The organism is Vibrio sp. 2033, from assembly GCF_033339735.1.
The window spans coordinates 187,291-200,977 of sequence record NZ_JAWOVC010000007.1; the positions used below are offsets into that span (position 1 = coordinate 187,291).

The following is a 13,687-nucleotide window of genomic DNA, read 5'->3' on the forward strand; positions in this document are numbered from 1 at the left end:
TAAAGGTCCGCTTTTTTTAGTAAGAATTGTTAACTAGGCTGTGTTTTACAGACTTAGTCTGCTTCGTCCATCCAGCACATGATAACGGCTTCTAGAATCTTTTCATTAGAACGGTTTGGCTCATCGTCAAACTCATCTAACTCCATGATCCATTGATGAAGATCGGTAAAACGCACTGTTTTTGGATCGACATCTGGAAACTTGTCACAAAGTTCAATCGCGATATCGCGAGAATCTGTCCATTTCATTGCTCATCTTCCTTTTGCTTCTTCCCTATATTGGGAAGATAGTTTTAGTGATCTTCTGAAGCGTGGTTTAATGTGTATTTAGGAATTTCTACCACCAAGTCTTCATCAGCAATTCTCGCCTGACACCCTAGGCGTGACTCAGGCTCTAGACCCCACGCTTTATCTAGCATGTCGTCTTCTAGTTCTTCACTTTCTTCGAGTGAATCAAAACCTTCACGGATGATTACGTGGCAGGTAGTACACGCACATGACTTCTCACACGCATGTTCAATACCGATACCGTTTTTTAGCGCTACGTCTAGAACGGTGTCACCAGAGTTTGCTTCCAACACTGCACCTTCTGGGCACAAATCGTCGTGTGGTAATACAATAATCTTAGGCATAACTACTTATCTCTTATATATCGTCTACTGATTGACCTGACAACGCAGCTCGAATCGATTTATCCATACGGCGTGATGCGAAATCTTGGCTCGCTTTATCGGTATCTTTAATGCCCTGCTCTATCGCATCTGCATCATCACCATTACGCAGCTCAATCAAGGCTTCGATGGCTTTAATCAAGTTTTGTTTCTCTTGTTCTGATAGTAAGTCATCACCATCAGCTTGCATCGCTGCAATCAAACCTTCTATCACTCGGTCGGCTTCAACACGCTGCTCAGCTAAGGCACGAGCTTGCATGTCTTCTTTTGCGTGCGTCATTGAATCACGCAACATATCCGCCACTTCATTGTCACTTAAGCCGTAAGAAGGTTTTACTTGAATCTCTGATTGAACACCAGTGCTCTTCTCCATTGCCGTAACAGAAAGAAGGCCATCTGCGTCAACTTGGTAAGTCACGCGAATATGTGCCGCACCCGCTGCCATCGGAGGAATACCTTTTAACGAGAAGCGAGCAAGTGAACGACAGTCATCAACCATTTCACGTTCACCTTGTACCACATGAACACTCATCGCCGTTTGGCCATCTTTGAATGTGGTAAATTCTTGCGCACGCGCAACGGGAATCGTAGTGTTGCGGGGGATGATCTTCTCGACCAAACCACCCATGGTTTCAATACCGAGCGACAGTGGAATCACATCAAGAAGCAACATCTCAGAGTCAGGTTTGTTACCCGCTAGGATATCAGCTTGAATACCCGCACCGATTGCAACAACTTCATCTGGGTTAATGCTTGTCAGTGGTGTACGGCCAAAGAATTCGCCAACCATTTCTCGTACAAGCAATGTGCGTGTTGAGCCACCGACCATGACGACCTCGAGTACTTCATCTGCGTCGACATCCGCATCTTTTAATGCGCGGCGGCAAGACATCAGGGTTTTCTTCACTAGCGGACGAATCAGATCTTCGAACTGCTCGCGAGTCACGGTGCTTTTCCAACCAAAAACGTCAACGTCAACACTGTCTTGCTCAGAGAAAGCAATCTTAGCTTCAGTAGCAATGTTCAACAGTGTACGGTTCTTTTCTGCAGAAAGCGGCGCTTCTAGACCCGCTTGCTCCATTAAATAATCGGCAAATAGATGGTCGAAGTCGTCACCGCCTAATGCAGAGTCGCCACCTGTTGCTAATACTTCAAATACGCCTTTCGATAAACGTAGGATAGAGATATCAAAAGTACCGCCACCTAGATCGTAAACCGCAATCACACCTTCTTGACCAGAGTCTAGGCCATAAGCAATTGCCGCAGCGGTTGGTTCGTTAAGTAGACGGAGAACATGAAGACCAGCTAATTTCGCCGCATCTTTTGTACCTGCACGTTGCGCGTCATCAAAGTAAGCAGGAACGGTAATAACGACACCAGCTAACTCACCACCTAACGTATCTTCAGCTCGCTTACCCAATACTTTTAGGATGTCCGCAGATACTTCAATCGGGTTTTTGTCACCTTGAGGTGTTTGCAGAATTGGCAGGCCGTTTTCACTCTCTTTAAAACGATAAGGAAGTGAAGAGTAACGGGACTGAATGTCCTTTAATGAACGACCGATCAAACGTTTTACAGAGATAATCGTGTTCTCTGGTTCAAACTCTGCTTTGGCTTTGGCTTCGTGGCCGACCGTTAACGTTTCCTCAGCGTAATTAACGACTGAAGGTAAAATAGTACGGCCCTGCTCGTCCGCAAGTGGAGTTGCATCGCCGCTACGTACAGAAGCAACCAAAGAGTTGGTAGTACCTAAGTCGATACCCGCTGCTAACTTATGCTCATGAGGTGCCGAGCTTTGGCCCGGTTCTGCGATTTGAAGTAGTGCCATGATAGGTCCTTGTCACACTTACTAGCCGAGGAGTTTGTCTTCGACTAGCTCAATTTCGTTCTTTAGTTTGGCAATGAATTTTAGCTTACGAACTCGGTCTGCGGCTTCAGCCCATAGACCATCATCAAGCTCTTGCTCGACGCTTGCCAGATGCTGTTTGTACATTTTGCTGACCTTAGAGTCGAAGTCAAAAAGCGCCGATTCAGGATCGGACTTGTCAGCAATCTCTTCCAGTTCTTCGCGCAGTTCCATTTGCTCCATTAAGAACATCGGATCTTGCATTGTTTGCTGTTCACCTCGGATCTCAACACCTTGCTCTGCGAGGATATACTCGGCGCGAGAAATAGGATTTTTCAGAACTTGATAGGCATCGTTGATTTGCGCCGCCTTTTGCACCGCCATCAAACGGTCACGTTCTGAGCCCGTTGCAAAGTTATCCGGGTGGAAGCGTTTTTGTAGTTCTCGGAACTGAGAAGAAAGAAGGCTACCATCCAGCTTAAACTGACTTGGTAGCCCAAATAATTCAAAGTGATTCATTAAGTTCGGGTCCTAGTAAAGCCTTCCGGACTCGTTTGCCCAGAAGGACAATCAATTAGACGTTGAAGCTTTCACCACAACCACATTCACTTTTCGCGTTAGGGTTGTTGAATTCAAAACCTTCATTCAACCCTTCTTTCACGTAATCCAATTCAGTACCATCTAGGTACACTAAGCTCTTTTGATCGATGATAATTTTCACTCCAGAGAGTTCAAATACTTCGTCTTCTTCATTGAGCTCATCAACAAACTCAAGTACGTATGCCATGCCGGAACAACCAGTCGTCTTCACTCCAAGACGTAAACCGATACCTTTGCCTCGGTTATCTAGGAATGCTCTTACGCGACTTGCCGCTGATTCTGTCATTGTGATGGCCATACTGCACCTTAGTCTGTCTAAATTTCGATTGGAATGGGAGCGTCAAAGCTCCCATTATATTACGGAATAATTATTCTTGGTGTTTTTTCTTGTAGTCAGCAACCGCTGCTTTGATTGCATCTTCAGCAAGAATAGAACAGTGAACTTTCACTGGTGGAAGCTCTAGCTCTTCAGCAATCTCAGAGTTTTTAATTGCTGCCGCTTCATCAACTGACTTACCTTTTACCCACTCAGTTACTAGTGAGCTTGATGCGATTGCACTACCACAACCGTATGTTTTGAACTTCGCATCTTCGATGATACCTTCAGGTGTCACTTTGATTTGAAGCTTCATTACGTCACCACACGCAGGAGCGCCAACCATGCCGCTACCTACTGATGGATCTTCTTTATCGAATGAACCAACGTTACGTGGGTTTTCGTAGTGATCAATTACTTTTTCGCTGTATGCCATGATAAATTACCTCGAATCCTCTATTTCAATCCCTGAGATTAATGGTGAGCCCATTCAACAGTGCTCAAATCAATCCCTTCTTTGTACATATCCCATAGAGGAGACATGTCGCGTAGCTTAGTCACTGCAACGCGGATTTGTTCAATTGCGTAATCAATTTCTTCTTCAGTCGTGAAACGACCAAACGAGAAACGAACCGAGCTGTGAGCCAATTCGTCATCCATGCCTAGGGCACGAAGAACGTAAGAAGGCTCAAGGCTTGCAGACGTACAAGCACTACCAGAAGATACCGCTAGATCTTTAAGCGACATTAGTAGTGATTCACCTTCTACGAATGCGAAACTGATGTTTAGGTTGTGTGGTACACGCTGCTCAAAGTCACCGTTTACCGTCACTGCTTCTAAGTCTTTCACGCCATCAAAAAGACGGTTACGAAGCGCTAAAGCATGATCGTAATCTTTTTGCATGTCTTCTTTTGCAATGCGGAATGCTTCACCCATACCTACGATTTGGTGAGTAGCAAGTGTACCAGAGCGGAAACCACGCTCATGACCGCCACCGTGCATTTGCGCTTCAAGACGAATACGAGGCTTACGACGTACGTAAAGTGCACCGATACCTTTAGGGCCGTATACTTTGTGAGCAGAAAGTGAAATTAGATCAACTTTCATCTCTTGAACGTCGATTGGTAATTTACCTGCAGATTGCGCTGCATCCACGTGGAAAACAATTTTACGCTCACGGCACAGTTCGCCGATCGCTGTAATGTCTTGAACCACACCAATCTCGTTGTTTACATGCATAATAGACACAAGCACGGTGTCATCACGCATGGCTGCTCTAAGCTTCTCTAGATCGATCAAGCCATTTGATTCTGGCTCAAGGTAAGTCACTTCAAAGCCTTCACGCTCAAGTTGACGACATGGGTCAAGAACGGCTTTGTGCTCTGTTTTACAAGTGATTACGTGCTTGCCTTTCTTCGAGTAAAAGTGCGCTGCACCTTTAATCGCAAGGTTGTCTGATTCTGTCGCACCAGATGTAAATACGATTTCGCGAGGATCTGCATTTAGAAGATCAGCAATTTGCTCACGAGCAGTATCGACCGCTTCTTCTGCCTGCCAGCCGTAACGGTGCGAACGTGACGCTGGGTTGCCAAATGTGCCATCCATTGTCATGTACTGAACCATTTTTTCAGCAACACGTGGATCAACTGGACATGTAGCGGAATAATCAAGATAAATCGGCAGTTTCATTCTCTACTCCAATGTAAAAAGCTGACCGCTAAGAGCGGACGTTTACACCGATGGGCGCGGCGGTTGTATTTTTGTTTGATAGCCCATGGGTTACCGCCAGATCAATGTCCTGACGATCAGAAATTTCGAGTACTTCATTGTCTGTCATCAACTCACCAAGAGTGATGTTATTCAAAAAGTCACTAATGCGAGAGCTTAGGTCACGCCACAGCGTGTGAGTAAGGCAACGTGTTCCACCTTGGCAATCTCCTTTACCTTGGCATTTGGTTGCATCTACTGACTCATCAACGGCAGCAATCACGGTACCAATAGCGATACTGTGAGCGTCGGCACCAAGTCGGTAACCACCACCAGGACCACGAACGCTGGCAACGAGACCTGCTTTACGCAATTTTGAAAATAGCTGCTCTAAGTAAGAGAGCGAGATCCCTTGACGCTCTGAAATATCAGCCAGAGGTACAGGGTTTTGTTGCGAATGCAGTGCCACATCCAGCATGGCTGTCACCGCATATCTTCCTTTAGATGTAAGTTTCATACCACACCGTATCCACATGGTTTGTAATGGTTAAGATTTTTCCATACCTGAGTAATTTGGTCAAGTATTTATTTGACCATTTTACTCAGGTATTCATCCTTACACCTAAAGTGGTTATTATTTACTCAGAACTTCTTTTCTATCGAAGTCAAAACGCCTCGTAGAATATTAAGTTCTTGGGTTTCTGGTCGAGCACGAGAGAACAAACGGCGCAACTTATTCATCACCTGTCCAGGTTGCTCTTTGTTAATAAACTGGGTCTCAACCATCACCTTTTCAAGATGCTCGAAGAACATTTCAAGTTCTCGATGACGCGGGTATTCTTCCGATTCATTTGGGGAAAACTGGCTTTGCTCTAAGTTCAAGTGTGCAACTCGCACTTCGTAACTGAGAGTTTGTACAGCCATCGCTAGGTTAAGCGAGCTGTACTCAGGATTAGCGGGAATACAAACATGGTAGTGGCACTTTTGTAGCTCTTCGTTTGTCAAACCAGTTCTTTCTCGGCCAAACACGAGCGCAACAGGATGTTTTCGGCCTTCAACTGCAAATTTCTCACCGCATTCACGTGGCTCGAGCATTGGCCATTCTAATGTACGAGAGCGGGCGCTAGAACCCACAACAAGGCCACAATCTTCAACCGCTTCTTCTAATGTGCCGACAATCTTTGCATTTTGAGCAATATCACCAGCACCCGCAGCTAAAGCAAGAGTTTGTTCATCCACTTCACATTGTGGATCGACTAATACTAGTTGGTTTAAACCCATCACTTTCATTGCTCGAGCTGCTGAGCCAATATTGCCTGAATGAGAGGTACCTACGAGTACAATTTTTACTTGATCCAACATCTGTGTTTGCTACCTAAATTAAAACCGCAGAATGTTATCATAGTTTTTTAAGACACCCTAGAGGCAAGCAGACCTCTCTTCTCATTCTTGGTTATTGTTCTCGTCCGCAGTATGCTCTGTACACTCAACCAGCCGCATTTAGAACAAAAAATAACCACTTCCCTTTTTAATTATCTCTGGTATACTCGCCGCCGCTTTCATTTGTTCTTTAACATCCGTTGGGAAATTCGTATGCATCCAATGCTAAACATTGCTATTCGCGCTGCGCGAAAGGCAGGCAATCATATTGCTAAATCATTAGAAAACACTGATAAAGTAGAATCTACTCTTAAAGGCACTAATGACTTTGTCACTAACGTAGACAAAGAAGCAGAATACATCATCATCGATACTATCAAGCAGTCTTACCCTGAGCACTGTATCGTTGCTGAAGAACAAGGTCTTATCGAAGGTAAAGATAAAGACGTACAATGGATCATCGACCCACTGGATGGCACCACTAACTTTGTAAAAGGTTACCCAACTTTCGCGGTTTCTATCGCTGTTCGTATTAAGGGCAAAACTGAAGTTGCTTGTGTTTACGATCCAATGCAAAATGAGCTATTCACTGCACAACGCGGTGCCGGCGCTCAACTAAACAGTGCACGTATTCGTGTTGCTCAACTAAAAGACCTTCAAGGTACTGTTCTAGCAACAGGCTTCCCATTCAAGCAGAAACAACACGCTGAGTCTTACATCAAGATCGTTGGTGCGCTATTCACTGAATGTGCTGATTTCCGTCGTAGCGGCTCTGCTGCTCTTGACCTTTGTTACGTGGCTGCTGGCCGTGTTGATGGTTACTTCGAGCTAGGCCTAAAACCTTGGGATATGGCAGCAGGTGAGCTTATTGCTCGTGAAGCTGGCGCAATCCTAACTGACTTTGCTGGCGGCACTGACTACATGAAGTCTGGTAACATCGTTGCTTCAAGCGCTCGTGGAGTAAAATCTATCCTTAAGCACATTCGCGAAAACGGTAACAGCGCGATCCTTAAGTAAGATTTGAAAGTCATATCTAGCCCGTCACGCTGATGACTTTAGAAAGCCCCGCTCAATGAGCTGGGCTTTTTTGTATCTACTGCTCCGTATCGACTTAGCTGTAGCTGAAGGCTCTTCATACAGAGAGGCTCTACAAGCTCACTACTCTATTCAGATACAAAAAAACCGCTGATTGTTCAGCGGTTTTTGTTTCCGGTTCTCAATCTGCCTTATGGCATTTCGTCGAACTCTGCACCTTCTTTTTCTACTTGAGGTGGCATCAAGTGCTCTTTCTGGATACCCAGTTTTAGAGCCAGTGCTGATGCTACGTAGATAGAAGAGTAAGTACCTACAGTGATACCGAGTAAAAGTGCGGTTGCAAAGCCGTGAATCATAGCACCACCCTGCATGAACAGTGCAATTACCACGAACAACGTCGTACCAGATGTAATCAATGTACGGCTCAATGTTTGAGTGATTGAAGCGTCCATAATGTCTGAAGGTTCGCCCTTACGCATCTTACGGAAGTTTTCACGAATCCGGTCAAATACAACGATGGTATCGTTGAGTGAGTAGCCCACAACCGTCAGTAGCGCAGCTACGATAGTCAGGTCAACTTCAATTTGTAGAAACGAAAAGACACCTAGCGTGATAATTATATCGTGAGCCAATGCCATTACCGCACCAGCCGCTAGACGCCATTCAAATCGCATCGATACATAAAGCAGGATACAGATCAGCGATACCAAGATCGCTAGACCACCAGCTTCTGTTAGCTCATCACCAACGTTGGGACCTACGAACTCAATACGACGCATTTCTACGCTTTCGCCAGTACCATCTTTGATAGCACCAATGATTTGGTTACCTAGCGTTTCACCAGAAACGTCATCACGTGGACGAAGACGGACCATGACTTCACGAGCACTACCGAAGTTTTGTACTGTCGCATCGCCAAAGCCTTTTGAATCTAGTGCTGCACGAATCTCTTCAAGGTTTGCTGGCTGTTCAAAACCGACCTCGATAAGCGTACCGCCAGTGAAATCTAGACCCCAATTAAGCCACTTGGTTGACAAAGTGAAGATAGAAGCAGCAATCATTATAATTGAAAAAACGAATGCTACTTTCGACCAACGCATAAAGCCGATCGTCTTCTCTGCTTTTAGAATTTGAAACATATTAATTCCCAGCCTTAGATCGACAATTTATCAACGCGTTTGCCACCGTAGATCAGGTTCACGATACAACGTGTACCAATAATGGCGGTGAACATTGAAGTTAAGATACCGATAGATAGAGTAACTGCGAAACCTTTCACCGCACCTGTACCGACCGCAAATAGAATGATTGCAGTAATTAGTGTTGTGATGTTCGCATCAGCAATCGTGCTGAATGCATTCGCGTAACCTTGGTGAATCGCTTGTTGTGGACTGCGTCCATCACGAATCTCTTCACGGATACGCTCGAAGATCAGTACGTTCGCATCAACCGCCATACCGACTGTTAACACGATACCGGCTATCCCCGGAAGCGTCATGGTAGCGCCTGGAATCATCGACATAACACCAATGATAAGCACTAAGTTTGCCATTAGAGCGATGTTTGCAATCAAACCAAAGCCGCGGTAGTAAAGCAGCGTAAATAGCATTACGGCAACCATACCCCAGATACATGCTTGGATACCCATATCGATGTTTTGCTGGCCCATTGATGGACCAATGGTACGTTCTTCAACGATAGAGATAGGTGCAATCAGTGCACCAGCACGTAGTAGAAGTGCTAGGTTGTGTGCTTCTGCAGCAGAATCGATACCTGTGATACGGAAGTTACGACCAAGAGCCGATTGAATCGTTGCTTGGTTGATGACTTCTTCATGCTTATCCAGAATAACTTTGCCTTCAGGCGTACGACGGCCACTGTCTTTGTATTCTGCAAACACGGTAGCCATTAGCTTACCAATGTTCTTCTTAGAGAACGCAGACATCTTATTACCACCTTCGCTGTCTAGCGAGATGTTAACTTGTGGACGACCATATTCATCAACACTTGAGCTTGCATCTGTGATGCTTTGACCGCCAAGAATAACGCGCTTCTTAAGCACAACTGGGCGACCATCACGGTCCATCTTGATTTCACTACCTGCTGGCGCACGACCATTTGCCGCTGCCGATAGGTCAGCTTTATCATCAACTTCGCGGAATTCAAGCGTTGCCGTAGCTCCGAGAATTTCTTTTGCACGAGCAGTATCTTGAACACCAGGCAGTTCAACTACAATGCGACTAGCACCTTGACGTTGAACCAATGGTTCCGCAACACCTAGTTCGTTGACACGATTACGTAAAATCGTAATGTTTTGCTCAACAGCATAGTTACGGATCTCTTGTAAACGTTGCTCAGTAAAGGTTGCAGTAAGAGCGTAACGGCCATTTGAATCAGAATCGACAAAAATCATGTCCGGGTGATTCTTTTCTAGCGTTGCTTTCGCTTCTGCTAATTGCTCTTCGTTACGCAACAACACTTCTACCGCTTCTTTTCCAGAAGGGCGGATTGCACGGTAACGAATCTTGGCGTCACGAAGTTCGCTACGGAAAGCTTCTTCTTGTTGACCAACAAGCTTTTCCATCGCTGCATCCATATCCACTTCCATTAAGAAGTGAACACCACCGCGAAGGTCAAGACCTAGCTTCAATGGTGACGCGCCAATCGCTTCTAGCCAATCGGGTGTAGAAGGTGCAAGGTTAAGTGCAACAATTGTGTCTTTGCCTAGCGCTTCGCTGATGACATCACGAGCACTGATTTGTGTGTCAGTGTCGTTAAAACGAACAAGAATTGATCCATCTTCGAGAGCAATGGATTTATGAGAAAGTTGCTCTTTGTTAAGAGCAGTAGTGACAGCATCCAGCGTTGACATATCTACAGAGGCGCCACGCGCCCCTGTAACTTGAATAGCCGGATCTTCACCGTAGATATTTGGAAGTGCGTATAACGCAGCGGTGATGATGGCAAAAAGCACCATCAAGTACTTCCATAATGGATAACGGTTTAGCACAGCGAGGATCCTTTAGCTGTTTTATAGAGACTTAAGCGTACCTTTTGGTAGCACTGCAGTGATGAAGTCTTTCTTGATTACTACTTCATTGTTCGCGTTAAGCTCAATTGAAATGTAGTCATTGTCTTCAGCAATCTTAGTGATTTTACCCACTAGGCCACCGCTAGTTAAAACTTCGTCGCCTTTGCCCATAGAAGCCATTAGGTTTTTGTGTTCTTTTACGCGTTTCGCTTGTGGGCGGTAAATCATGAAGTAAAAGATCACTGCGAACATGCCAAGCATGATTAGCATTTCAAAACCACCGCCTGCTGGCGCGCCTTCTGCTGCTGCGTGAGCCTGAGAAATAAACATTAAAACATCCTCATTATATTTTATTGATAATCAAACAAATTGGGCTTTCGCATTTTAGATTCAAGTCTGAGAGTAACTAATAGAGATCGCTCTCTCAAAAATAACGTGCGTTAGCCTACTTTATTAGCAAAAGCCTCTGGCGACATGCCAAAGGCTTTAATTCTTTTAGTTTTTCAATTACTGCTCTTTTGCTAGTGGTGGCACTTCACGGCCACGACGCTCATAGAACTCAGTAACAAATTCATCGAAGCGATCTTCATCAATTGCTTTACGAATGCTTTCCATCAGACGCTGGTAGTAACGCAGGTTATGGATTGTATTCAAGCGAGCGCCTAAGATTTCATTACAACGCTCTAAATGGTGAAGGTACGACTTGCTGTAGTTTTGACAAGTGTAACAGTCACAATGCGGATCCAATGGTGTTGTATCCGTTTTATGTTTCGCATTACGGATCTTGATCACACCACCAGTCACAAATAAGTGACCATTACGTGCGTTACGCGTTGGCATTACACAGTCAAACATGTCGATACCACGACGAACACCTTCAACCAAATCTTCTGGCTTACCAACGCCCATCAAGTAGCGAGGTTTGTCTTCAGGAAGTTGAGGACAAGTATGCTCAAGAATACGGTGCATGTCTTCTTTAGGCTCACCTACTGCCAAACCACCAACCGCATAACCGTCAAAACCGATTTCCGTTAGACCTTTTACCGACACATCACGTAAATCTTCGTAAACACCACCTTGAACAATACCAAATAGGTTGTTCGGGTTTTCTAGCTTCTCGAAATGGTCACGTGAACGCTGTGCCCAGCGTAATGACATTTCCATCGATTTCTTCGCTTCATCGTGTGTCGCTGGGTAAGGCGTACACTCGTCAAAAATCATAACGATGTCAGAGCCCAGGTCTTTTTGAATTTCCATCGACTTTTCTGCGTCCATGAAAATCTTGTCACCGTTTACTGGGTTACGAAAGTGAACACCCTCTTCAGTGATCGTACGCATCTTACCAAGGCTGAATACTTGGAAGCCGCCTGAATCAGTAAGAATAGGACCGTGCCAGTTCATAAAATCGTGCAGGTCACCGTGCATTTTCATCACTTCTTGACCAGGACGTAGCCACAGGTGGAACGTATTACCTAGCAGAATTTCTGCACCAGTACCTTTTACTTCTTCTGGTGTCATACCTTTAACGGTACCGTAAGTACCTACTGGCATGAACGCAGGAGTTTGAACAGTGCCGCGTTCGAAAGTCAGTTGACCACGACGTGCATTGCCGTTTTTCTTCTTAAGATCGAATTTTAATTTCACGATGCCTCCGGGTGTCAGAGAAACAGTCTGACTGAGTGTTTAGGGCTCTACCCTACTTTAAGGAGCGGTCGCTTTTCCTTGCGAGAGACAAAGCAATGGATGCTTTATTTCCTAGCTTACTGCTAGCACTCGTAAATCTACTTTTAACTACGCTGTTTTCTTCTTGATGAACATTGAATCGCCATACGAGAAGAAACGGTATTTGTTTTCCACCGCATGTTTGTAAGCATTCATGGTGTTCTCGTATCCAGCAAATGCACTCACCAACATGATCAGTGTTGATTCAGGCAAGTGGAAGTTTGTGATCAAGCAATCCACCAGCTGATATTCGTAACCAGGGAAAATAAAGATTTCTGTATCGCCAAAGAATGGGGCCAGCTCAGTCCCTTTTTGCAATGCGTCTTGCGCTGCACTTTCAAGTGAACGCACAGATGTGGTACCAACAGCAATAATTCGTCCGCCACGCGCTTTCGTCGCTTTAATTGCTTCGACGACTTCTTGTGGTACTTCTACGTACTCGGCATGCATGTGGTGATCGTTGATATTTTCCACTTTTACTGGCTGGAATGTACCCGCCCCAACGTGCAAAGTAACGTAAGCAAACTCTGCACCTTTCGCTTTGATTTTCTCCAAGAGAACATCATCAAAGTGAAGGCCCGCTGTCGGTGCCGCAACCGCACCTGGCTTTTGATTATATACCGTTTGGTAACGCTCTTTATCTGCATCTTCGTCTGGACGGTCGATGTAAGGAGGAAGCGGCATATGGCCGATTTCTTCCAGAATTTCTAGTACCGTCTTATCAGAACTAAATTTCAGTTCAAATAAAGCATCATGGCGTGCAACCATTTCTGCTGAATATTCATCATTCTCGCCAACAATAATGGTTGTACCTGGTTTTGGTGATTTAGAGCAACGAACGTGCGCGAGGATGCTTTTCTCATCCAACATGCGCTCCACTAGCACTTCTAATTTACCGCCCGACTCCTTGCGGCCAAAAAGACGAGCAGGAATAACACGAGTATTATTAAACACCACTAAGTCACCGGGTTGAACTTGGCCCAATACATCAGTAAATGTGCCATCAATGAGCTCTCCGGTATTGCCGTCCATTTGCAGCAGTCGGCTAGCGGTACGCTCTGGTTGAGGGTAGCGAGCGATGAGTTCATCTGGAAGGTCGAAATGGAAATCTGATACTTGCATGTTACTTGTCTTATCTATTGGTCAAATCACGTCTAGGCGACGATAAAATTGCGACGAGTTTTTCGCAGCAGACTAGTATATGTTTACATGCTGCAATAGCAAGCAAATCACCAGAATATAGCAGTAAAAGCCATGGTGAAGAGTGTAATAAAACGTGAAAAGCCTCGATTACTTGGCACTATTTTTAATTTGAGCCCAAAAGAGAAAACATGAAAAAAGCAAAGCAGCGTATACCGCTGCTTATTAGTTTGGCATTCC

The 13,687-nt window shown here is 45.1% G+C and carries 15 protein-coding genes; 1 reads left to right on the plus strand and 14 read right to left on the minus strand.

Translation table 11 applies throughout. The features are described from left to right. Positions 1–53 precede the first annotated feature (53 nt). The 9 genes from iscX to trmJ all read right to left on the minus strand — a co-directional run bounded on the left by iscX (position 54) and on the right by trmJ (position 6,501). Positions 54–248 carry a Fe-S cluster assembly protein IscX gene (gene iscX, locus R7P74_RS12140; protein ID WP_005381711.1) on the minus strand — a complete coding sequence of 65 codons (195 nt, stop codon included), beginning with the start codon at positions 246–248 and terminating at the stop codon, positions 54–56. 44 nt (positions 249–292) lie between these two features. Further along, entirely contained in the window at positions 293–631 is a 339-nt protein-coding gene (gene fdx, locus R7P74_RS12145) for an ISC system 2Fe-2S type ferredoxin (RefSeq protein WP_005381713.1), read from the minus strand. Positions 632–644: 13 nt separating this feature from the next. Then, on the minus strand, positions 645–2,498 hold the full coding sequence (gene hscA / locus R7P74_RS12150) for a Fe-S protein assembly chaperone HscA (protein WP_318122869.1): 1,854 nt from the start codon (positions 2,496–2,498) through the stop codon (positions 645–647). Positions 2,499–2,519: 21 nt separating this feature from the next. Further along, positions 2,520–3,035 carry a co-chaperone HscB gene (gene hscB, locus R7P74_RS12155; protein WP_033905803.1) on the minus strand — a complete coding sequence of 172 codons (516 nt, stop codon included), beginning with the start codon at positions 3,033–3,035 and terminating at the stop codon, positions 2,520–2,522. 55 nt (positions 3,036–3,090) lie between these two features. Next, positions 3,091–3,414: an iron-sulfur cluster assembly protein IscA gene (gene iscA, locus R7P74_RS12160; protein ID WP_005381717.1), complete on the minus strand. Its 324-nt coding sequence runs from the start codon at positions 3,412–3,414 to the stop codon at positions 3,091–3,093. Between the two features lie 70 nt (positions 3,415–3,484). After that, the gene (gene iscU, locus R7P74_RS12165; RefSeq protein WP_005381718.1) at positions 3,485–3,868 is read right to left on the minus strand and encodes a Fe-S cluster assembly scaffold IscU; all 384 of its coding nucleotides are present in this window, start codon (positions 3,866–3,868) and stop codon (positions 3,485–3,487) included. A 38-nt stretch (positions 3,869–3,906) separates the two neighbouring features. Then, positions 3,907–5,121 (minus strand): IscS subfamily cysteine desulfurase, encoded by a 1,215-nt coding sequence (locus R7P74_RS12170; protein WP_225474205.1) that lies wholly within the window; start codon positions 5,119–5,121, stop codon positions 3,907–3,909. A gap of 28 nt (positions 5,122–5,149) precedes the next feature. Next, positions 5,150–5,656, minus strand: a complete 507-nt coding sequence (gene iscR, locus R7P74_RS12175) for a Fe-S cluster assembly transcriptional regulator IscR (protein ID WP_005381720.1) — start codon at positions 5,654–5,656, stop codon at positions 5,150–5,152. Between the two features lie 125 nt (positions 5,657–5,781). Further along, the gene (trmJ, locus tag R7P74_RS12180; RefSeq protein ID WP_005383693.1) at positions 5,782–6,501 is read right to left on the minus strand and encodes a tRNA (cytosine(32)/uridine(32)-2'-O)-methyltransferase TrmJ; all 720 of its coding nucleotides are present in this window, start codon (positions 6,499–6,501) and stop codon (positions 5,782–5,784) included. A gap of 231 nt (positions 6,502–6,732) precedes the next feature. On the opposite strand from trmJ, the gene suhB reads away from it, so the two are divergent. Beyond that, on the plus strand, positions 6,733–7,536 hold the full coding sequence (suhB, locus tag R7P74_RS12185; protein ID WP_005381722.1) for an inositol-1-monophosphatase: 804 nt from the start codon (positions 6,733–6,735) through the stop codon (positions 7,534–7,536). Between the two features lie 209 nt (positions 7,537–7,745). Here the strand turns inward: suhB and secF are convergent, their stop codons facing one another. The 5 genes from secF to queA form a co-directional block, all read right to left on the minus strand. Continuing rightward, complete coding sequence (gene secF / locus R7P74_RS12190; RefSeq protein ID WP_005383689.1) at positions 7,746–8,693, minus strand: protein translocase subunit SecF; 948 nt, start codon at positions 8,691–8,693, stop codon at positions 7,746–7,748. Positions 8,694–8,707: 14 nt separating this feature from the next. Continuing rightward, positions 8,708–10,564: a protein translocase subunit SecD gene (gene secD / locus R7P74_RS12195; RefSeq protein ID WP_005381724.1), complete on the minus strand. Its 1,857-nt coding sequence runs from the start codon at positions 10,562–10,564 to the stop codon at positions 8,708–8,710. Between the two features lie 21 nt (positions 10,565–10,585). Then, positions 10,586–10,915: a preprotein translocase subunit YajC gene (gene yajC / locus R7P74_RS12200; RefSeq protein ID WP_005381725.1), complete on the minus strand. Its 330-nt coding sequence runs from the start codon at positions 10,913–10,915 to the stop codon at positions 10,586–10,588. Between the two features lie 177 nt (positions 10,916–11,092). Further along, positions 11,093–12,229: a tRNA guanosine(34) transglycosylase Tgt gene (tgt, locus tag R7P74_RS12205; protein WP_005381727.1), complete on the minus strand. Its 1,137-nt coding sequence runs from the start codon at positions 12,227–12,229 to the stop codon at positions 11,093–11,095. Between the two features lie 147 nt (positions 12,230–12,376). Then, complete coding sequence (queA, locus tag R7P74_RS12210; RefSeq protein ID WP_005381728.1) at positions 12,377–13,429, minus strand: tRNA preQ1(34) S-adenosylmethionine ribosyltransferase-isomerase QueA; 1,053 nt, start codon at positions 13,427–13,429, stop codon at positions 12,377–12,379. Between the last annotated feature and the right edge of the window lie 258 nt (positions 13,430–13,687).

What these genes read in the sequence shown, in the direction of transcription:
- iscX (WP_005381711.1), bottom strand. Translation starts at nt 248, where the DNA reads ATGAAATGGACAGATTCTCGCGATATCGCGATTGAACTTTGTGACAAG.
- fdx (WP_005381713.1), bottom strand. Translation starts at nt 631, where the DNA reads ATGCCTAAGATTATTGTATTACCACACGACGATTTGTGCCCAGAAGGT.
- hscA (WP_318122869.1), bottom strand. Translation starts at nt 2,498, where the DNA reads ATGGCACTACTTCAAATCGCAGAACCGGGCCAAAGCTCGGCACCTCAT.
- hscB (WP_033905803.1), bottom strand. Translation starts at nt 3,035, where the DNA reads ATGAATCACTTTGAATTATTTGGGCTACCAAGTCAGTTTAAGCTGGAT.
- iscA (WP_005381717.1), bottom strand. Translation starts at nt 3,414, where the DNA reads ATGGCCATCACAATGACAGAATCAGCGGCAAGTCGCGTAAGAGCATTC.
- iscU (WP_005381718.1), bottom strand. Translation starts at nt 3,868, where the DNA reads ATGGCATACAGCGAAAAAGTAATTGATCACTACGAAAACCCACGTAAC.
- R7P74_RS12170 (WP_225474205.1), bottom strand. Translation starts at nt 5,121, where the DNA reads ATGAAACTGCCGATTTATCTTGATTATTCCGCTACATGTCCAGTTGAT.
- iscR (WP_005381720.1), bottom strand. Translation starts at nt 5,656, where the DNA reads ATGAAACTTACATCTAAAGGAAGATATGCGGTGACAGCCATGCTGGAT.
- trmJ (WP_005383693.1), bottom strand. Translation starts at nt 6,501, where the DNA reads ATGTTGGATCAAGTAAAAATTGTACTCGTAGGTACCTCTCATTCAGGC.
- suhB (WP_005381722.1), top strand. Translation starts at nt 6,733, where the DNA reads ATGCATCCAATGCTAAACATTGCTATTCGCGCTGCGCGAAAGGCAGGC.
- secF (WP_005383689.1), bottom strand. Translation starts at nt 8,693, where the DNA reads ATGTTTCAAATTCTAAAAGCAGAGAAGACGATCGGCTTTATGCGTTGG.
- yajC (WP_005381725.1), bottom strand. Translation starts at nt 10,915, where the DNA reads ATGTTTATTTCTCAGGCTCACGCAGCAGCAGAAGGCGCGCCAGCAGGC.
- queA (WP_005381728.1), bottom strand. Translation starts at nt 13,429, where the DNA reads ATGCAAGTATCAGATTTCCATTTCGACCTTCCAGATGAACTCATCGCT.